At 68.0% G+C, this 17,702-nt stretch carries 18 protein-coding genes and 1 pseudogene; 8 read left to right on the forward strand and 11 right to left on the reverse strand.

Annotation, left to right across the window (positions count from 1 at the left end):
* Nucleotides 1–47 precede the first annotated feature (47 nt).
* Entirely contained in the window at nucleotides 48–473 is a 426-nt protein-coding gene (locus tag G6N47_RS21010; RefSeq protein WP_083132955.1) for a PaaI family thioesterase, read from the forward strand.
* A 70-nt stretch (nucleotides 474–543) separates the two neighbouring features.
* On the opposite strand, the gene G6N47_RS21015 is transcribed toward G6N47_RS21010, so the two are convergent.
* Nucleotides 544–1,107, reverse strand: a complete 564-nt coding sequence (locus G6N47_RS21015) for a carboxymuconolactone decarboxylase family protein (RefSeq protein WP_083132928.1) — start codon at nucleotides 1,105–1,107, stop codon at nucleotides 544–546.
* Nucleotides 1,104–2,205: pseudogene (locus G6N47_RS21020) on the reverse strand (zinc-dependent alcohol dehydrogenase). Before G6N47_RS21020 ends, G6N47_RS21015 begins: the two are co-directional and overlap by 4 nt.
* A gap of 197 nt (nucleotides 2,206–2,402) precedes the next feature.
* On the opposite strand from G6N47_RS21020, the gene G6N47_RS21025 reads away from it, so the two are divergent.
* Nucleotides 2,403–3,143 carry a hypothetical protein gene (locus G6N47_RS21025; RefSeq protein ID WP_083132929.1) on the forward strand — a complete coding sequence of 247 codons (741 nt, stop codon included), beginning with the start codon at nucleotides 2,403–2,405 and terminating at the stop codon, nucleotides 3,141–3,143.
* Nucleotides 3,144–3,153: 10 nt separating this feature from the next.
* Here the strand turns inward: G6N47_RS21025 and G6N47_RS21030 are convergent, their stop codons facing one another.
* Entirely contained in the window at nucleotides 3,154–3,525 is a 372-nt protein-coding gene (locus tag G6N47_RS21030; protein WP_139799604.1) for a hypothetical protein, read from the reverse strand.
* 211 nt (nucleotides 3,526–3,736) lie between these two features.
* Between G6N47_RS21030 and G6N47_RS21035 the strand changes: the two genes are divergently transcribed.
* Together G6N47_RS21035 and G6N47_RS21040 are read left to right on the forward strand one after the other, a co-directional pair.
* On the forward strand, nucleotides 3,737–4,072 hold the full coding sequence (locus G6N47_RS21035; RefSeq protein ID WP_083132931.1) for a hemophore-related protein: 336 nt from the start codon (nucleotides 3,737–3,739) through the stop codon (nucleotides 4,070–4,072).
* A 30-nt stretch (nucleotides 4,073–4,102) separates the two neighbouring features.
* Nucleotides 4,103–4,315 carry a dodecin gene (locus G6N47_RS21040; RefSeq protein WP_083132932.1) on the forward strand — a complete coding sequence of 71 codons (213 nt, stop codon included), beginning with the start codon at nucleotides 4,103–4,105 and terminating at the stop codon, nucleotides 4,313–4,315.
* Here G6N47_RS21040 and lipL read toward each other — a convergent pair.
* From lipL to mutA, 4 genes are read right to left on the reverse strand one after another with little or no spacing between them, the layout of a single operon-like run.
* The gene (gene lipL, locus G6N47_RS21045; protein ID WP_083132933.1) at nucleotides 4,312–5,577 is read right to left on the reverse strand and encodes an esterase/beta-lactamase LipL; all 1,266 of its coding nucleotides are present in this window, start codon (nucleotides 5,575–5,577) and stop codon (nucleotides 4,312–4,314) included. The two genes, G6N47_RS21040 and lipL, sit on opposite strands and share 4 nt — an antisense overlap.
* A 52-nt stretch (nucleotides 5,578–5,629) precedes the next feature.
* Entirely contained in the window at nucleotides 5,630–6,619 is a 990-nt protein-coding gene (meaB, locus tag G6N47_RS21050) for a methylmalonyl Co-A mutase-associated GTPase MeaB (RefSeq protein WP_083132934.1), read from the reverse strand.
* Nucleotides 6,620–6,623: 4 nt separating this feature from the next.
* Nucleotides 6,624–8,873 (reverse strand): methylmalonyl-CoA mutase, encoded by a 2,250-nt coding sequence (gene scpA, locus G6N47_RS21055; RefSeq protein WP_083132935.1) that lies wholly within the window; start codon nucleotides 8,871–8,873, stop codon nucleotides 6,624–6,626.
* Nucleotides 8,874–8,878: 5 nt separating this feature from the next.
* The gene (gene mutA, locus G6N47_RS21060; protein WP_083132936.1) at nucleotides 8,879–10,708 is read right to left on the reverse strand and encodes a methylmalonyl-CoA mutase small subunit; all 1,830 of its coding nucleotides are present in this window, start codon (nucleotides 10,706–10,708) and stop codon (nucleotides 8,879–8,881) included.
* 157 nt (nucleotides 10,709–10,865) lie between these two features.
* On the opposite strand from mutA, the gene G6N47_RS21065 reads away from it, so the two are divergent.
* Complete coding sequence (locus tag G6N47_RS21065; RefSeq protein WP_083132957.1) at nucleotides 10,866–11,627, forward strand: TVP38/TMEM64 family protein; 762 nt, start codon at nucleotides 10,866–10,868, stop codon at nucleotides 11,625–11,627.
* On the opposite strand, the gene G6N47_RS21070 is transcribed toward G6N47_RS21065, so the two are convergent.
* Nucleotides 11,628–13,070 carry a sensor histidine kinase gene (locus G6N47_RS21070; RefSeq protein WP_163659710.1) on the reverse strand — a complete coding sequence of 481 codons (1,443 nt, stop codon included), beginning with the start codon at nucleotides 13,068–13,070 and terminating at the stop codon, nucleotides 11,628–11,630.
* Nucleotides 13,067–13,756, reverse strand: coding sequence for a response regulator transcription factor (locus G6N47_RS21075; protein WP_083134598.1), 690 nt, complete (start codon nucleotides 13,754–13,756; stop codon nucleotides 13,067–13,069). The genes G6N47_RS21070 and G6N47_RS21075 overlap by 4 nt, the downstream gene beginning before the upstream one ends.
* Nucleotides 13,757–13,981: 225 nt before the next feature.
* On the opposite strand from G6N47_RS21075, the gene G6N47_RS21080 reads away from it, so the two are divergent.
* A complete protein-coding gene (locus G6N47_RS21080) occupies nucleotides 13,982–14,317 on the forward strand; it encodes a hypothetical protein (RefSeq protein ID WP_232080262.1) in 336 nt (111 codons plus the stop codon).
* Nucleotides 14,318–14,346: 29 nt separating this feature from the next.
* Here G6N47_RS21080 and G6N47_RS21085 read toward each other — a convergent pair whose 3' ends face one another.
* Together G6N47_RS21085 and G6N47_RS21090 are read right to left on the reverse strand one after the other, a co-directional pair.
* Nucleotides 14,347–15,930: a DUF7159 family protein gene (locus G6N47_RS21085; protein WP_163659713.1), complete on the reverse strand. Its 1,584-nt coding sequence runs from the start codon at nucleotides 15,928–15,930 to the stop codon at nucleotides 14,347–14,349.
* A 112-nt stretch (nucleotides 15,931–16,042) separates the two neighbouring features.
* Nucleotides 16,043–16,429, reverse strand: a complete 387-nt coding sequence (locus G6N47_RS21090; RefSeq protein WP_139799748.1) for a hypothetical protein — start codon at nucleotides 16,427–16,429, stop codon at nucleotides 16,043–16,045.
* Between the two features lie 137 nt (nucleotides 16,430–16,566).
* Between G6N47_RS21090 and G6N47_RS21095 the strand changes: the two genes are divergently transcribed.
* On the forward strand, nucleotides 16,567–16,875 hold the full coding sequence (locus tag G6N47_RS21095; RefSeq protein WP_083134596.1) for a helix-turn-helix transcriptional regulator: 309 nt from the start codon (nucleotides 16,567–16,569) through the stop codon (nucleotides 16,873–16,875).
* Nucleotides 16,876–16,899: 24 nt separating this feature from the next.
* Nucleotides 16,900–17,649: a hypothetical protein gene (locus G6N47_RS21100; RefSeq protein ID WP_083134595.1), complete on the forward strand. Its 750-nt coding sequence runs from the start codon at nucleotides 16,900–16,902 to the stop codon at nucleotides 17,647–17,649.
* The last annotated feature ends 53 nt before the right edge of the window (nucleotides 17,650–17,702 follow it).

Below are 17,702 nucleotides of genomic sequence, written 5' to 3' on the forward strand. Positions count from 1 at the left end.
CTACCGAGTTATTGATTGACGTGTCAATCACACGTAGGGTGCGGATCATGTTGACCGACGAGCAGCAGCACAAGCACCGCTTGGCGGTGCGGGATCTGATGCCGACGACGCCGTTCCTGGCCGGGCTCGGCATTGTCTTCGACCGCTACGAGCCCGACGACGTCACTGTCCGGCTGCCGTTCCGCGAGGACCTCACCAACGACGGCGTCTACTTTCACGGCGGCGTGATCGCGTCGGTGATGGACACCGCCGGCGCGGCCGCGGCCTGGTCCAACCACGACTTCGACAAGGGCATGCGGGCGTCCACCGTCGCGATGAGCATCCAATACACCGGCGCGGCCAAACGTTGCGATCTGCTGTGCCACGCCCGTACCACGCGGCGGCGCAAGGAGCTCACGTTCACCGAGATCACCGCCACCGACCCCGACGGGAACGTCGTCGCGCACGCCGTGCAGACCTACCGGATCGTTTAACTCCCGCCGAATGTGGGCTTGTGCCACGCTTTTTCGACGGACGCGTACCTTAAGCCCACACTCGACGCATCTATGGCGCTTGGCCGTCGGGCGGCCAGCCGGCGACGCCGTCCTCCAGCGGGACCTGCAGGCTGCGCAGGATCGATGCGACCATTCGCCACGCGCCGATCGCGGTGACCAGTTCGATGAGCACCGCCCGATCGGCGCCGAGTTCGCGTTCGCACGCCGCCCAGCTCTCGGCGCTCACCGCGCCGTCGCGCACGACGTCGTCGGTGGCGGCCAGCACTGCCCGCTCCGCAGCGCCAAACCCCTTGTAGGACTGCCACTCCCGCACACCCAGCAGATCGTCGGGAGACACCCCGAGGCCCTGCGCCACGCGCCAATGCTGCGTCCACTCGTATTCGCAGGCGGTGAGCCAGCCGATCCGCATGATCGCCAGCTCGCGCAGCCGCGAGTCGAGCGCGCCGTGCCACAGCATGGTCGCCAGCAGATCGTTGAGTCCACGCGCCAGGCCGGGGTGGTTGAGCAGCACCCGGAAGATGTTGAGCTCGGCCATGTAATTGGGCACGCCCGCTTCGTCGGCGGCGGCCATGGCCTCGTCGACGGGCAGCAGGGGGACGCGAGGTTTGGTCATGGGATCAGCACTCCGTGGACTGGCGGGACAGCGTCGCGCTCGCCTGCCATGGTGGCGAGCAGGTCTTCGGCATCGTCGAGGCCAACGCAGCGGCGTGGCAGAGTCGCGAACGGATAGCGGCCGGACGCCAGCAGATCAAGCGCCGCCCGGTAGGCGATGGCGTCGACGCCGAGGGCCCCCAGCACCCGTAACTCCTTGGCCACCAGCGTGTCAGGTGAAAAGCCCGGGGCGCCAACACCGAATCCGCGAGTGCCGGCGACGACGACGGTTCCGGCGGGACGGGCGAGCGCGATCGCCTGTGCGAATGCCGATGGCGCCCGGGCCGTGACGTCGACGACGACATCGGCCAGCGCGCCGGCGGCTTGCTTCAGCGCGCGCACCGGATCGTCGACTCCGACGTCGACGGCCAGGTCGGCGCCGAACTTCGGCGCCAGCGCCAACCTCCCCGCATCGCGCGAACCCCGGCCGGTCACCATCACAAAACCCGCGCCGGCCTCTTTGGCGGCCGCCGCCGCGCACAGCCCGCGGATGCCCGGGCCCAGCACCGCCACCACGTCGCCCGATCTCGTTCCCGGAACCGTTGTGGCCCAGCGTATTCCGGCACCCAGCGGGTTGAACAACGTGGCGACGACCGGGTCGAGGCCGGCCGGCACCGGCAGCACCATCGAGTCCGATGCCAGGTATTGGTATTCGGCATAGCCGCCCCACAGCCCGGGCTCGCGGTCGACCGGAATGAACCCGTACATGTCGGCCAGTCCATGCTTTTCGCAACGCCGGTACTCCCCCGCTCGGCACGCCGGACACGCACGGCAGGACTGGAATACCTCGACGGCCACCAGGTCACCGGCGGCCACCCCCCCAGCGTTGCGCCGCTCGTGGCCCGATCGCCTCGACGGTCCCGACAGTCTCGTGACCGGGAACGAATGCGAACCCGCCGAACAGCACCCCGGTGTACTGCTCGTGGTCGGTGCCGCACAGCCCGCAGGCGGCCACCCGAATCAGTGCGTCGTCGTCGCCAAGCGCCGGCACCGGAAGCTCCCGGCCGGTCAGGTGCCGCGGCGCTTCCAGCACCAACGCCCGCGCCACCGCTTGCGACATACCGGCACACTAAAGACTTGTTGACTGATGCGTCAATCAAACACCGCCTCGGCCGGATCTGTTGGTCATTGCCGAATTCGCGTGACGGGCCGGGCGTTACCATGACCTGGACGTCTGCACCGCGTGCTGCGCAACCGCGACGGCCACGAGGAGGGAATTCCCGACAATGCTGAACGAGACCGCGTAAAGCTCCTCCGATGACTCTCGGCATCCTCATCCTCGTCACACTGTGCTCCATCTCATGGAGCCTCTGGATCCGGCGAGTGACCTGGCACTGCCGGTGGGAGGTGGCCGCCACCCTCAACATTGCGTTGCAAGGATGCGCGGTGCTACTCATGTCACCGCCGGTATCGGCGACGCTCGGAATCGCCTTGCACGACCTCACCGGCAAATGGAACCTCGAGGACTACCTCGGGCACGACTGCTACATCGTCGCGGCATCGGCAATCGTCTACAACGCTCTGGGCCGGCTCGCCGACGACGACACCCTGCAGTCGTCGTTCAAGCAGTTCGTCGAACGACCGGCCACGTTGTGTATCCCGTTGCTGCTGGCCACCTTTTCGCTCGGCAACGGCAGCAAGGTCTACCGGCCGGACTTCTTCGCGGTGCCCACCGACTTCTGGCTGACCATGTACTGGCTGCTGTTGTGCGGGACGCTGGCGTACCTGCTCGGCTACGGCATGCGGGCACTGCTGGTGCTGCGCACAGACCCTCGATCCCGACGCATCGCCAATGTGTATCTGGTGGCTTCGGCCTGCGGGATCATGGCCTGCGTCGTGCGGATCGCTACCGCATTGGTGCCGTCGCTGCAAACCCCGTCGGGCGTGGGCCTGGTGTGGCTGTTTGCGTGTGCCTGCGGGGCGGTATTCGCGTTGGCCTCGGCACACGCCTGGCGAGAAAAGGCCAGGTGGTTTCAGCGCCCGGTGGCGCGCCGATAAGCTCGCTCTCTTACAGCGGAGGCGCGTCCGAGCGGGGCGTCATTTCGGAAACCTTTTTGCGCGTCTTGGGAGAACTCTTCACGTCGGTGGTCACCGACGCCGCGTGTACCCGGTGGTCTCCGCGAAGTTCCGCGGCCAGCGACAAGACTTCCTCGGGCTCGATCAATCTGTAGCGGGCCAGCAGCTCGGCCCGGTTGACGCCGAGGTTGCCCGCGGCCTTCCGCAGGTTGTCCGCGGTGATGAGGGTGCCCTTGTCCAGCTGGTCATAGTAGGTGGATCGGGGCAGCTCCATCGCCGTCCACAGCTCCTCCTTACTCAACGATCGGCCAGCCATGTACGAGAGCACTGTGGCCAGATCTTTACCCGTGTCGTCGGGGAGCATTGCCGGATCATATCCGATTCTGCGGATTTAAAAACCGCCGTGAACCACAGGCCGCTGCCGCAGTGGACGCGCGCGTTGGGAGTGGTTGTCCGACAACTCGACTCCGGGCCTGTAACGCACACACTGGTAGCCTCGATAAAAGACGTAACCGTTCGCTTGATGCCGTCACCGTCGAACCTCGACGGTGCACTACTGGGAAAGGTGCCCACACATGGTCACACTGTCGTTGAGCAGACTCGCCACCGTTGTCGGGGGCGTGGCGTTGTCTTTGGCCGCCGCGGCCGGTGTCGCATCCGCAGATCCGCTGGATCCGGCCGTGAACACCACCTGCACCTACCCGCAAGTGGTGTCGGCGCTCAATGCGCAAGACCCGGCAGCCGCGGCGCAGTTCAACTCGTCGCCGATCGCGCAGTCCGCGTTGCGGCGATTCCTCGCCTCGCCCCCGCCGCAGCGCCAGCAGATGATCCAGCAGTTGCAGGGCTCACCACAGGCTCAGCAATACCTGGGAACCATCGCGCAGGTCGCCACCACCTGTAACAACTACTGAGCCGGTCGACACGGCCTCAAAGGAGGCGCCGTGAGCAGCCACACCTACCGGGTGATCGAGATTGTCGGAACCTCGCCCGACAGTGTCGACGCGGCGATTCGCAATGGACTGGCGCGCGCAGCGGAGACCACCCGCAACCTTGACTGGTTCGAGGTGCAATCGGTGCGCGGTCACCTGGAAAAGGGCAGCGTCGCCCATTTCCAGGTGACGATGAAAGTCGGCTTCCGGCTGGAGGATGCCTAGCCCGCAACGGCTCCCGACTCGGGGAACGGCGCCCCGAAGGCGGCGACTCTTTCGAACCCGTCCTTGCGGGCCTGGGCCGCACCCCGCCGCAGCAAGGTGCCGGTAGCGACGAATCCGGCGTGGTCCACGAGCACAAACGGCGACAGCAAGCGGTTGTGCACGAATGCGAACGCCAATCCGCTTGCCGGATCGGCCCATCCGATCGAGCCGCCCAGCCCGGCATGGCCAAATCCGGGCATCAGGTTGAATGGCACGCTGTGGTAGCCCAGATGGAATGACAAGGGCATCCCGATATTGCGGTCCAACCGCAGGCTGTGCCGACCGGTCAACCCGGCGACCAATTCGCGGGACAGGAATCGAGTGTCGTCGATCTCGCCGCCGTTGGCGATCGCGCCGTACATCTTCGCCAGGGCCCGGGCCGTCACCACCCCGTTCACCGCGGGAAGCTCACCGTCGAGCAACGGAATATCGCCCTGCACAACGGCTCTCGCTCCGGGGAAATACATGGCGCCCATTCCGGCGGACAGCTCCAGCGCGGCGATCCTGGGAGCGACCGCGTTGAACAGCGGGTTGGGGATGGTGCTTTGCGGCATGATGATCTGTGCGGGCCGGGTCGGCGCGTCAGCCGGGGGCCGGCCCAGATGCAGACCGTCGGTGTCCAGTGGCTCCGCCAACTCCTCCCGGAACAGTTGGCGCATGCCCTTGCCGGTGACAGCGCGAGCCAGTCCCGACATCAGCCAGCCATAGGTCAGCGCGTGGTAGGCGGGTTTGCCGAGCAGCTTTCCGGGAGGTGCCGCCGCTAGCCGCGATTCCATCAGTTCGTGATCCAGCAAGTCTTCCTTGCTGGCGCCGTGCAACGCGGAGAGCCCGGCCCGGTGTCGCATCACTTGGCGCACCGTGATGTCCGATTTGCCGTTCGCGGCGAACTCCGGCCAGTACTCGGCAACCGGCGCCTCGTAGTCGATCAGGCCCCGGTCGGCGAGCCGGTGGATGACGGTGGATGCCATGCCCTTGGTCGCCGAGAACACCATCGGGGCGGTATCGGCCGACCATGGCACCTGGCCGCGCCGGTCAGCCCACCCGGTCCAGACGTCGACGACGGGCTCGCCGTCGAGATACACCGCCAGTGCACCGCCGCCGAATCGACGCCCGGGGAACATGCTGGCAAAGCTGCGGACAGCGCAGGCAAAGTGTGGATCCGCGGCGCCACGGACGCCGTCCGGTAGCATCGACCGCCGGTTGCCCACGACTTCGAGCCTCATATCACCGAATCTACCGACCTCGTCCGCAAACAATTGTGAAGTTATCCTTCCGTTAGCCTGATGCAACCTTAAGTATTTGCTGAGCGGCCATCGCCGGCGTCAATTCCCCCTCGATCACCTGCCGCTCCACCTCGGCGCGGATCTTGCGCACCGCCGGGTTGGACAACACCCGCTCGAGCACGGTGTCGCGAACCATCTGCCAGGTCCAGTCGACCTGTTGTGCGCGCCTACGCTTCTCGAATTCACCGGCATCGGTCAGCACCCGACGATGACGCTCGACGGTGTCCCACAGTTCGCCCAGACCCGTGCCCTCCAACGCGCTCATCGTGAGAACCGGTGGCCGCCAAAGCGTCTCGCGCGGGTAGATCAGCCTGATCGCGCCGGACAGCTCACGGGCTGCCGAGCGCGCCTCCGGCAGATGGTCGCCGTCGGCCTTGTTGACCACGACGACGTCGGCGAGCTCGAGTACGCCTTTTTTGATGCCCTGCAACTGATCTCCGGTGCGCGCCAGGGTCAGGAAGACAAAGGTGTCGACCATGTGGGCAACCGCGACCTCGGATTGGCCGACGCCGACGGTCTCGACGAGGATCACGTCGAATCCGGCGGCCTCTAGCAGCACAATGGTTTCCCTCGTCGCTTTGGCCACCCCACCCAAGGTTCCCGATGTCGGCGACGGGCGGATGTAGGCGTCGGGATGGGTTGCCAGCCGCGGCATCCGGGTCTTGTCGCCGAGGATCGAACCGCCGGTGCGAGTCGACGACGGGTCCACGGCAAGCACCGCCACCCGGTGGCCGCGCTCGATCAGATACATGCCGAGCGCCTCGATCGCGGTGGACTTGCCCACCCCGGGAACGCCGGTAATGCCGACATGATGGGCGTTTCCGGCGTCGGGCATCAACGCGAGCAGCAACTGCTGGGCTTGCTGTCGGTGATCGGCACGAGTGGATTCGACCAGTGTGATGGCTCGCGGCAGTGCGGCCCGATCGCCGCTGCGAACAGCAGCCGCGAGTTCGTCGACGCTGTCGCTGTTCTCGGTTGCCATGTAGCTAAAGGGTGTACCCCAACCGCTCGGCGAGCTTGTGCAGCAAGCCGATTGCGGCGTCGGCGATGACCGTTCCCGGCGGGAAGATCGCGGTGGCCCCGGCGGCATAAAGCTCGTCGAAGTCGCCGGGCGGGATGACCCCGCCGACCACGATCATGATGTCGGGCCGGCCCACCTCGGCCAGCGCATCCCGAAGCGCGGGCACGAGCGTCAGATGACCGGCGGCCAGCGAGGACACCCCGACCACGTGCACGTCGTTGTCGGCGGCCTGCCGCGCGACTTCTTCGGGGGTGGAGAACAGCGACCCGACGTCGACGTCGAATCCGATGTCCGCGAACGCCGTCGCGATCACCTTCTGCCCACGGTCGTGGCCGTCTTGCCCCATCTTGGCCACCAGGATGCGGGGCCGCCGGCCGTCGGCCTCGGCGAACTTCTCGACGAGTTCGGTGGCCTTGGATATGGTGCTCACCTTTCCGGCTTCTTCACGGTAAACCCCGGCGATAGTGCGGATCTCGGCTTGATGACGTCCGTACACCTTTTCCAGCGCGTCGGAGATTTCGCCGACGGTGGCCTTGGCCCGTGCCGCGTTGATGGCCAACGCCAACAGGTTGTTGCCCAGTCCGTCTTGGCCGGCGGTACCGTGCGCCGCGGCGGCGCGGGTCAGCTCGGCCAGCGCACGGTCGACGGCATCCTGGTCCCGATTTGCCCGCAGCTCTTGGAGTTTCGCGAGCTGCTCGGCTCGCACCCGGCTGTTCTCGACCTTGAGCACCTCGATCTCGTGGTCCTCGTCGACCTGGTACTTGTTGACGCCGATCACCGGCTGCCGCCCGGAGTCGATGCGGGCCTGGGTGCGCGCGGCCGCTTCCTCGATGCGCAGCTTGGGAATCCCGTCGTCGATCGCCTGGGCCATCCCGCCGTGCTCGCCGACCTCGGCGATGTGCTTTCGGGCTCGCTGGGCGAGCTGGTGGGTCAGCCACTCGACGTAATAGGAGCCGGCCCACGGGTCGATGGGCCTGGTGGTGCCCGACTCCTGCTGCAGCACCAACTGCGTGTTGCGGGCGATGCGCGCCGAGAAGTCGGTGGGCAGGGCCAGCGCCTCGTCGAGCGCGTTGGTGTGCAGCGACTGGGTGTGGCCCTGGGTGGCGGCCATCGCCTCGATGCAGGTGCGCGCCACGTTGTTGAAGACATCCTGTGCAGTCAACGACCACCCGGACGTCTGCGAATGTGTACGCAGGGAAAGCGATTTCGGGTTCTTGGGGTGGAACTGGCTGACCAGCTCGCTCCACAGCAGACGTCCGGCGCGCAGCTTGGCGACCTCCATGAAGAAGTTCATCCCGATGCCCCAGAAGAACGACAGCCGCGGTGCGAACTTGTCGATGTCCAGTCCGGCGTCCAGACCGGCCTTGATGTAGTCGACGCCGTCGGCCAGGGTGTAGGCCAACTCCAAATCGGCTGTGGCACCGGCCTCTTGGATGTGATAGCCGGAGATGGAGATCGAGTTGAACTTGGGCATCTTCGCACTGGTGTAGCCGAAGATGTCGGAGATGATCCGCATCGACGGCTTGGGCGGATAGATGTAGGTGTTGCGCACCATGAACTCTTTGAGGATGTCGTTCTGGATGGTGCCGGCCAGCTTCTCCGGCGGCACCCCCTGCTCCTCGGCGGCCACCACATACAGCGCCAGGATCGGCAGCACGGCACCGTTCATGGTCATCGACACGCTGACGCTGGACAGGTCGATACCGTCGAACAGCTGACGCATGTCCAGGATGGAATCGATTGCGACGCCGGCCATTCCGACGTCGCCCTGCACCCGGGGATGGTCGGAGTCGTACCCGCGGTGAGTGGCCAAATCGAAAGCCACCGACAAACCCTTCTGGCCGGCGGCGAGGTTGCGCCGGTAGAACGCGTTGGATTCGGCGGCCGTGGAGAATCCGGCGTATTGACGGATGGTCCACGGCTGGTTGACGTACATCGTCGGGTACGGCCCGCGGATGAACGGCGGCTCACCGGGGAAGCTGTCCAGCGGGTAGCCCTCGGCGACGACGGCGTCGCGGTCGGCGCCGATGTAGAGGGGTTTGACGACAATGCCTTCCGGCGTGTGCCAGTCGAGTTGGTCCGGGGTGTATCCGTGCGCGGACGCGGCGGCGGCGACGTGCTTGTCGACGGCGGCTTCGGTGGCAGGCTCGGCGGCGCGCTCGCCGTGCAGCGGGACATCGGCGAAACTGCCGACAGCGGACTTGGTTGAAGTCATGGTGGCTAGGCTCCCAACCGGGTCAGCAGAGTCGACAACGCTTCTACTGCATTGATTTTCGCGGTCAGATATTCATCGGGCCGGTGCGCCGCACCTTCCACGGCCTTCTCCGGCCCGGCCAGGTAGACCCGCTCCACCCCGGCGTTTCGGGCGGCCTCGACGACCTCCGCGGCTTCCGCGGCGTAGCGCTTGTCGGTCCCGCAGATGACCGCGATGCGCGGTGATCCGGCCTCCGAGACGGCTTGCGCGACGCTCGTGGCCTCGACCGGACCGGGTTTGACGGCCTCGATGCCGCCGGACGCCAGCAGGTTGGCGGCAAACGTCGCGCGGATGTTGTGCTCGGCCAACGGCCCCAGCGGTAGCAGCAGAACCTGCGGGCGCGCGCCGGTGCGCTCCAGGTAGGCATCCGAGCGATCCCGCAGCGCCTCGAAGCCTGCGGCGTAACGCTTGATCGTCGATGACGAATCCGCTTGCGGCAGCGGGGGTTCAGCGAGGTTGGGGTATTCGTTGACGCCGGTGACGGCGGTGCGGCGGTGCGCTATGTCGTCACTGCGGCGCGCGGCGACCTCGGCGACCTGCTCGGTGACGTAGTCGCGGGCGTCGACGAATCCGCCGCGGGACTCGATGGCCTGAAAATGCCGCCAGGCCTGCTGGGCCAGCGCTTCGGTGAGGTCTTCGACAAACCAGGATCCGCCCGCGGGATCGAGCACCCGCCCGATGTGCGACTCTTCCAGCAGCAACAGCTGCGTGTTGCGGGCGATGCGGCGCGAGAAGCTCATCGACATTCCCGGGAACCCGCCGGGGATCGCCACATCGAAGGGCAACACCAGTACGGTGTCGGCGCCACCCACTCCCGCGGCGAAGGCGGCGAGCGTGGTGCGCAGCATGTTCACCCATGGATCGCGCTGGGTCATCATCGGCAGCGAGGTCTCGGCGTGGATGGTGGCCGCACCTCCGGCTGGTTCGCCGACGACTTCGGCGACCCGCGCCCACAGTTGTCGCGCTGCCCGAAACTTGGCGATCGTCATGAACTGGTCGTCGTCGGCGGCGAACCGGAAACTGATCTGCCGCAACGCTTTTTCGATCGCCAGGCCCGACTCGTCGAGAACCCGCAGATACGCCACCGCCGCCGCGATGCTGCCGCCGAGCTCCCATGCTGCGTTGGCACCGAGGTTGTGAAAGGCGGGGCCGTCCACGGTGATCGCCCGAACACCTTGCCTACCGGCCACTTTGGCGGCGACTGCGGTCACGTCGTCGAGCGACGGGGCGTTGCCTCCGCGCAGCGGCGCGGTCAGCGGATCGGCGCCCAGGTCGACGGACAGCGTCGCACCGTTGTCCAGCTGGGTGAGCAGTTTGAGCAGGATGTCCGCAGCCGCGGCGTAGTCGGCGCCGGCGTCGACGATGATCGGCACGAGGTCGAGGTACACCCCGGCCAACAGCTGCTCGAGCCGCGCCGGCGATTGGCCGACCCGAAGCACCAGGGCGCTGACCCCATTGCTCAGCGCGCCCAGCACCGCCGCGTTGTCGTCGGCGCCGTTGCCGGGGAACGCCTCGGCGACCTTCCAGCCGGAGTTGACGTCGCGCAGCGCGTCGGCGCCGCGGACGAACGGCCACTCGCCGGGCAGCGGTGGCTCGGGCAGGGCGTCGAAGGCGGTGTAGAGCGCCCGGATGGCGAAGCCCTCGTAGGTGGGGGTGTCCAGCAGCCGCTCCGGTTCGGGACCGAGTTCGGCGGCGTCGCGTCGTGTGCTCTTGGCCAGCACGCCGGCCACCGCCTCGCGCCAGCGGGCCCGGCCCTGCCCCAGGTCGGCGGGCTCGGCGGACACATCAACAGACACCGGCGTCTCCTGTTGTCGCAGCAGGCGGCAGCCCCCAGGTCGGGACTCGCACTTGCTAACCAGGCTAATTGATGGGCCTGGGGACCCTGGAGGCGGTGGGGAAACGCCAAGTGCGCGCAACGGGTTGTTCACCGAAGGCCACGTAAGCTTGGATCTCGTGACGGCCTCCGCCACCAGGAAAATCGCCGATACGTTGCGCGGCCTGGCTTCCGCCGTCGTCGCGACCGCCCGGCAGGTTCCCAGGCGGCGGATCTTCGTGACGGCCGGGGCGGTGGCTGTGGTCGTGGCGGTCGCGCTGCTCGTCCCGCTGCCCACCGCGGTACAGCTGCGCGACTGGGCCACCTCGGTGGGGCCGTGGTTCCCGCTGGCGTTTTTGGCAACCCACATCGTCGTGACCGTGCTGCCTTTCCCGCGTACCGCGTTCACCCTGGCGGCCGGGCTGCTGTTCGGGCCGGTGCTGGGTGTGGCGCTGGCGGTCATCGCCAGCACAACGAGCGCGGTGATTGCGCTGGTGCTGGTCCGCGCGGCCGGCTGGCAGCTGAGTCGGCTGGTCCGCCACCAGGCCGTCGAGAGGTTGGATGCGCGGCTGCGTGACCGCGGGTGGCCGGCGGTCATGTCGCTGCGGTTGATTCCCGCTGTGCCGTTTTCGGTGCTGAACTACGCCGTCGGCGCGTCGGCCGTGCGGGTCCTGCCCTACACGCTGGCCACGCTCGCGGGGGTGTTTCCCGGGACGGCCGCGGTCGTGATCCTGGGTGATGCGTTGACCGGCGACGTCAGCCCCCTGCTGTTTCTGGTGTCGCTGTGTACGGGAATCGTGGGGCTGTCGCTGCTGGCCTACGAGATCCGTCATCACCGCCGGCACCACCGCGCACAGTTGGCGGAGGCCGAAGAGGCCGCAGAGCCCGCTGTGACCGGCTGACTACCGGGCAAGCGGCAGCGTCAGCCGGAATCGAGCGCCACCGTCGTGGGGCTCGCAGGTTAAGTCGCCGCCGTGAGCGCGAGCCAGTGCCCGCGCGATCGGCAGTCCCAGACCGGCGCCGCCGTGGTCGCGAGCGCGGGCGGTATCGAGGCGCACCAGCCGTTCGAAGATGCGCTCGCGTTCGTCGTCGGGAATCCCGGGGCCGGTGTCGGTGACGGTGACTTGGGCTGTCGTGTCGCGTGTTTGGACGTCGACGGTGATGCGGCCGCCGGGCGGGGTGTGCCGCCGGGCGTTGTCGAGGAGGTTGGACAGGATCTGCGCCACCCGCGTGGGATCGGCGCGAACGGACAGCCCGTCAACGCCGGTGCGGGTGATGGTCAGCTGCGGCGCCAGCATGGCGGCCCGATCGACTTCCGCGTCGACGACCGCGGGGAGGTCGGCGTCCTGCACGTTCAGCGGCAGGCCGGCGTCGATCCGGCTCAGGTCGAGCATGTCGGCGACCAGCCGACCCGCGCGCCGGGCGTCGGAGAGCAGCAGCGTCGCGCGGTGATATTGAGCCTCGGGATCGGCTTGCTCCTGGTTTGCGTTGCTCGCGAGCTGCTCGGCGGCCGCCTGGATCCCGGCGATCGGGGTGCGCAACTCGTGAGCGGCGTCGACGAGAAAGCGCCGGGTTGCCGTCTCGGCGCGCTGCGCGGCTTCCGCGGCCCGTTGGGCGCGCTGTTCGGAGGCTTCCAACGCATCCAGCATGCCGTCGAAAGCGCTTGCCGCCCGGCCTAATTCGGTGTCGACCCGATCCGGGTGAAGCCGTCGGCCACGATTGCCGGTGGTGATGTCTTTGGCCAGCCCGGTCAGCCGGTCCAGCGGCCGCAGCGCCGCCCGGCTGGCCGCCACCAGCAGCAGCGCCGCGACGAGCAGCGTGGCCATTCCGGCGCCGATCATCAGCTGCCGCAGTTGCCGCGTCACCTGGGTGGTCTGCGTGGTGTCGGCAACCAGGATCACCCGTCCGCCGGTCGGCAACGGATGCACGACCACGGTGGCGGTGGCATCCGGCGGTGGCGGCGGCGGAGGCGGAGGCGGGCCGCCGAACGGCGGCGGTGGCGGTGGCGGTGGGGGTAGGGGCGGCACTGTCGGGCCGGCGGCGGTATCCGGGCTGATCGCCGGGTCGCCGTAGGTGGCGCCGTCGGCGGTGACCAGCAGCGCCCGCACGCTGCCGCCGGTGAGCTCGGCGGCCAGCTGAGCCGGTGGCGTGTGTGCCGCGGCCAGCGCGTCGGCGCGGGCGGTGGCCGCGACCAGCCGGTCGTGCAGGTTGCGCCGCGCCTGAACGCCGACCGTCACGTCGATGGTGATGCCCAATATCAGCAGCAGCACGGCCAACAGCGCCAGCACGATGATCGTCACCCGGCGCTGCAGCGACGGCGTGGGCGTCGAGGCCTCGGCCGTCATGAGCGCTGCGGCTGCAGGCGGTAGCCGATGCCGCGGACGGTGTGCAGGATTCGCGGCCCGTGCGCCTCGAGCTTGCGGCGCAGCCCACTGATGTGCACCTGGACCAGGTTGGGGTCATAGGCGTCGTACCGCCACACCGCGTTGAGAATCTGCCCGGCGCTGACGATCCGGCCGCGCTGCTCGACGAGGTAGGCCAGCAGCCGCAGTTCGGTGGCGGTCAGGTCCAGCCGGTGACCATCGCGCGCGGCCACCCCGGCGTCGACGTCGAGCATCAGATCGCCGAGCTGCACCACCTGGGGCAGCCGGCCTCGGCGCCGCAGGACCGCACCGACCCGTGACACCAACTCGGCCAGCTCGAACGGCTTGACCACGTAGTCGTCGGCGCCGCCGTCGAGGCCGCGCAGCCGGTCCGGTAGCCCGTCGCGGGCGGTGATCAGCACGATGCCGGCCTTCCCCCACTGGAGAATGACGTCGATGAGCGCGAACCCGTCGCGGCCCGGCAGCATCACATCCAGCACCACGAGGTCGGGCCGAAACCCGTCGAGAACCTGCTCGAGATCGGTGCCGTCGGAGCGGGCTTCGGTGTGGTAGCCGGCGTCGGACAGGGCCTCGCTGACCATCTCACGGATGGTTTCGGAGTCTTCGACCACCAGCACACGCGGTATGCCGACACTGAACTCCGCCATGCTTCATTCTTAACGCGGCATATCTGAGATCAGGCTGAAGAAACGATGACCGAGGGCTTCTTCAGGTTCGCTTCAACTTCGCTGCCTAGCGTCACGGCCATGAACGCCGAAGAGAATCAGAACGCAACTCCCGAACCGGAAAGCTCGCCGCCGGCGGCCGAACCCGTTGCGGCCCAGCCTCGCCGACGATCGAGCGGGGTATCGGCGCAACGCCATACTGTCGTCGTGGCAGCGGTCGCAGGCGTGGCCGGGATCATCGTGGGGGCGCTGCTGACCGCCGCGGTCATCGCCATCACCTGGACTCCGATGCCTCCCCCGCCGGGTTGGCAGACCAGCGCCGACGCGCCACTGCGGCCACCGCCGCCGCCGTTCCCGCCGCACGCCGGGCCTCCTGGGCCTCCGCCCGCGGCGATACCGCCCGCGCCGCCACCGCCCCAAGCCCCGGGCGGGCCGCATCCGCGCCACGGCGAGCCGCCGCAGCACCCGCCTTTGCCGGGCGAGCCAGCACCTCCGCCGCCACCGCCGGGTGTGCCCGCCCCGCCGCCTCCACCTCCGGCGTAAGTCTCAGGGCGGCAAAGGTTTTCGGCGGGTCAGTGGCCGCGGCCGCCGAACCCGCCGTGGCCACCGCCGAACCCGCCGAATCCCCCGCCAATACCGCCGAAGCCGCCATGGTCGCCGCCGCCGCGACCACCGCCGTGATCACCGCCGCCGGGGAACCATCCGCCTCCGCCGCCGGGCTGCCAGCCTCCCCCGCCGCGGTTGCCGCCGCCGGGTTGCCAGCCGCCTCGGTCACGATCGCCGCCGCCCGGCTGCCAGCCACCCCGGTCACGGTCGCCGCCGCCCGGCTGCCACGGCGGGCTGTTACGGGGCGGAGTGAAGATCCCCGGCAGTTGCGGGATAACCGGCGCCACGGGCACCGGTACCGGCACAGGGACGGGCGCAGGAGCCGCGGGCGGCGGAGCCGGGGCCGCCGGCTCAGGTGCCGGTGCGGGTGGTGCCTGCGGCGCCGGCGCCGGGGCTTGCGGAGCTGGTGGCGCAGCCGCCGGGACTTGGACGGGCGCCGAAGCGACGGGTGCCGGTGCTGGCGCCGCGGGCGCCTCCGGAGCAGGCGCCTCGACAGGGGTCTGCTGCGCCTCGGGCGCCGGCTGCTCGACCTTGTTCGGCGGCGCCGCTGGAGGTGCCGGAACCTCGGCCTTGGGAGCCGGCGCCGGCATCTGCTCGGCCGGTACGACGAGGTTTCCCCCGGAGCCCGGCCGCTGACTGACGGCCGGGCGGACCGCGATTGCCAGCGAAATGACCAACGCCAACACCCCGACGAAGAAGACCATCATCACGCTGAGAGCCACCAGGAACGGCTTTCGCCCGTGTTCGGTCTCGCCGAAATGGGCGTAGGAGTCATCGAAGTCCGAAAGGTCTGCTGCGGCAAAGGGATCCACCACTCCGGCCGTCGTCCAGTCGGGAACCTGCGCATAGGCGACGGCTGCGGTCGACGAGGCGAACAGCGGCGCATTCGCCGCAGCCAGCGCCGCGCCGCGGGCCAACGCCGTCTCCGGCTCCTCGGGCGCGTTGACCGGAAGCGGCGTCGCGGTCTCCAGCTGGGGCTTGATCGCCGTGACGTCGACCCCGCAACCGACGACGAACACTCCGTCAGGGCGCGATTGCAGCGCCTCGAGGCCCGCCATCATGTCGGCCAACTCGGTCGGCGCATCGGCGCCAGCCAGCGGTTGGCGGCGCACCTCGGTGACCGAACCGTCGGCAGAGTCGACGATCGCCAGCGTCGCCGTATCCGGTTCGAGGAAAAGCAGCCCGGTGTGGGCGTATCCGACAGCGCTGCCGACCGACTGGGCCAGTGCCGCCGCCGCCAGGAAGGCCGAGACCAGCATGACGTTCTCGACCTTGTGCGTGGCCAGCGCGTCGCGCAAAGCGGCAGCTTCAGCGGGGTTGGTCCAGGTCACACCGGTCGACGCCAGGCGGTAATCGCCTTCCGCCGCGCTTTCGCGGGTACCCAGGATTGCGGCGATCACCTGATCGGCTACACCGGCATTTGCCGCGCGCGAATCGGCAGAGACCTCGAAGCCGTCTTCGTCGACGGTGACCCCGTCGGCGTTTTCCCCCTCGACCAGCACCATGCGGACCGTCGTCGGCGCCATCGACACACCGAGGACGATGTCCACTACGCCTCCTGCACGAGTTTGCTTGCCCCTCAGCCCCGGACGTCACGACCACGTCACAACATAGAGCCGCTAATTACCACCATAGCGACCGCGTCAGGGTTCGCCACTCGGCTCAGTCGTAGCGAATCAGCTCGGGGCCTTCCTCGAATTGCAGTGAGCGGCAGGCCGGACAACGCGCCGGCGCATCGAGCGTGATCTTGCCTCCGCACTCACACCACCCGGCGAGCGCTTCGACACCGGCCCAATAGTCCGTCGCCGAAATGGGCTCGACGTCAACGTATTCCCGGACGAGCTCGTCGTGCTTGGCGCTGGCCACGCAGTGCGGCGTCGTCGAGCCCTTGAGGTAACGCAGGTGAAGGTCGCCCAACTCGTCGAACCCGATGGCGCGTGTTCTCCCGCACTCTCCGCAGCGCAACAGGTGGAAGAAGAAACCGCCGCCGTGGCTGACGGTGAACGTCTTCCCGCATTCGAGGCACTGCGCTGCGTTAGCAGCTCCCATGTGAAGGAACCTCCAGGTGACCACGGATCTTGTCATGAACAAAAGTCCGTCAAAGTAGACCACAGGCGGCCGACATGGCATGTCGGCTTTGCGATGAGGCATATCGAGTTCATAGAAAAGGGCTAAAGTGCCAGGACATGGAAGACCGCGATAAAGACCCGGCGGTAGTACTGCCCTATCTGGTCGGCCGGCCACTCGCCGCGACCGAGGTCTACGAGGCTTTCGGTTACCGCAAGTCCGCGTACTACAAGGCCGCTCGCGAGGGCAGGCTGATCAGCGCCGACAACCTGATCAAGGTGGCCAACTACTTCGGCCTCAACCCAGTCGACCTCCAGGTTCGCTACGGCTTGATCAAGCCCGAAGCCGTCACCGAATACGTGCAGTCAGACCCCGGCCTGCCGAAGCTGCGCGATCTTCGCCCGGACCCCAACAAGCCGCCCGTCTAGTCGCCTTCCGGACGTATCGAGTCGATGCTGGCCGCCCTGATCAGCGCCACCCTCGTCGCCATCGTCTACAGCCTGTGGGTCCGTCGCCACACTTGGCAATCACGGTGGGAGGCGGGCGCCACCCTCAACATCGCGCTTCAAGGCTGCGCCGTGGTGTTCATGTCGCCTTGGGCATCGGCCACGTTCGGCCCGCCGCTGCACCTGATCTTCGGGCTGTGGAACGTCGAGGATCTCCTGGGCCACCTGTGCTTGATCGTCGCGGTGGCAGCCATCATCGACCACGCGCTGGCACGGCTCACCGACGAAGAAAAAGTTCAGGGATTGTTGCACCGGCACGTCGGAAGGCCAGTCCGCCTGGGCGTGCCGATGCTGATCGCGGTCTTCGTCGTCGCCGACGAGGCCTACCACCCTGACCTGTTCCCGGCCCACGTCAGTACCGTCTGGCTGGGCGCCTACTGGCTGGTGCTGGGCAGCCTGCTCATCTACCTGCTGAGCTACGCGGCCAGGTTGCTGCTCATTCTGCGGCACGATCCGCGCTCGAGGTCGACCGTGGATCTCTACTTGATCTCTGCCGGATTCGGCATGGCGGCCAACATGATTCAGATGGCAACAGCGTGGGCGGGCATCGACGTCACGCTGCCGGTCTGGCTATGCGGCTGCCTGGGCGTAATGGGTTTTGCGTACGCCTCGGCCCGGTCCTGGCGCAGCAAGGTCAACTGGTTCACGCCCGGCGATCGGTTACCGCCGCAACCACTTCCGCCTCAACCGTCGTGAGCCCCGCGGCTGCGCGTTGCGCGACGCCGCCTTGCGCGGACTAAACAAACGTT

Origin of the sequence: Mycobacterium branderi (assembly GCF_010728725.1) — a bacterium.
In the GTDB taxonomy this organism is placed as follows: domain Bacteria; phylum Actinomycetota; class Actinomycetes; order Mycobacteriales; family Mycobacteriaceae; genus Mycobacterium; species Mycobacterium branderi.

Coding starts and splice junctions, on each gene's coding strand:
- G6N47_RS21070 (WP_163659710.1), bottom strand. CDS start 13,070: ATGACGGCCGAGGCCTCGACGCCCACGCCGTCGCTGCAGCGCCGGGTG.
- G6N47_RS21095 (WP_083134596.1), top strand. CDS start 16,567: ATGGAAGACCGCGATAAAGACCCGGCGGTAGTACTGCCCTATCTGGTC.
- G6N47_RS21030 (WP_139799604.1), bottom strand. CDS start 3,525: ATGCTCCCCGACGACACGGGTAAAGATCTGGCCACAGTGCTCTCGTAC.
- G6N47_RS21035 (WP_083132931.1), top strand. CDS start 3,737: ATGGTCACACTGTCGTTGAGCAGACTCGCCACCGTTGTCGGGGGCGTG.
- lipL (WP_083132933.1), bottom strand. CDS start 5,577: ATGAGGCTCGAAGTCGTGGGCAACCGGCGGTCGATGCTACCGGACGGC.
- G6N47_RS21010 (WP_083132955.1), top strand. CDS start 48: ATGTTGACCGACGAGCAGCAGCACAAGCACCGCTTGGCGGTGCGGGAT.
- G6N47_RS21090 (WP_139799748.1), bottom strand. CDS start 16,429: ATGGGAGCTGCTAACGCAGCGCAGTGCCTCGAATGCGGGAAGACGTTC.
- scpA (WP_083132935.1), bottom strand. CDS start 8,873: ATGACTTCAACCAAGTCCGCTGTCGGCAGTTTCGCCGATGTCCCGCTG.
- meaB (WP_083132934.1), bottom strand. CDS start 6,619: ATGGCAACCGAGAACAGCGACAGCGTCGACGAACTCGCGGCTGCTGTT.
- G6N47_RS21015 (WP_083132928.1), bottom strand. CDS start 1,107: ATGACCAAACCTCGCGTCCCCCTGCTGCCCGTCGACGAGGCCATGGCC.
- G6N47_RS21075 (WP_083134598.1), bottom strand. CDS start 13,756: ATGGCGGAGTTCAGTGTCGGCATACCGCGTGTGCTGGTGGTCGAAGAC.
- G6N47_RS21025 (WP_083132929.1), top strand. CDS start 2,403: ATGACTCTCGGCATCCTCATCCTCGTCACACTGTGCTCCATCTCATGG.
- G6N47_RS21100 (WP_083134595.1), top strand. CDS start 16,900: ATGCTGGCCGCCCTGATCAGCGCCACCCTCGTCGCCATCGTCTACAGC.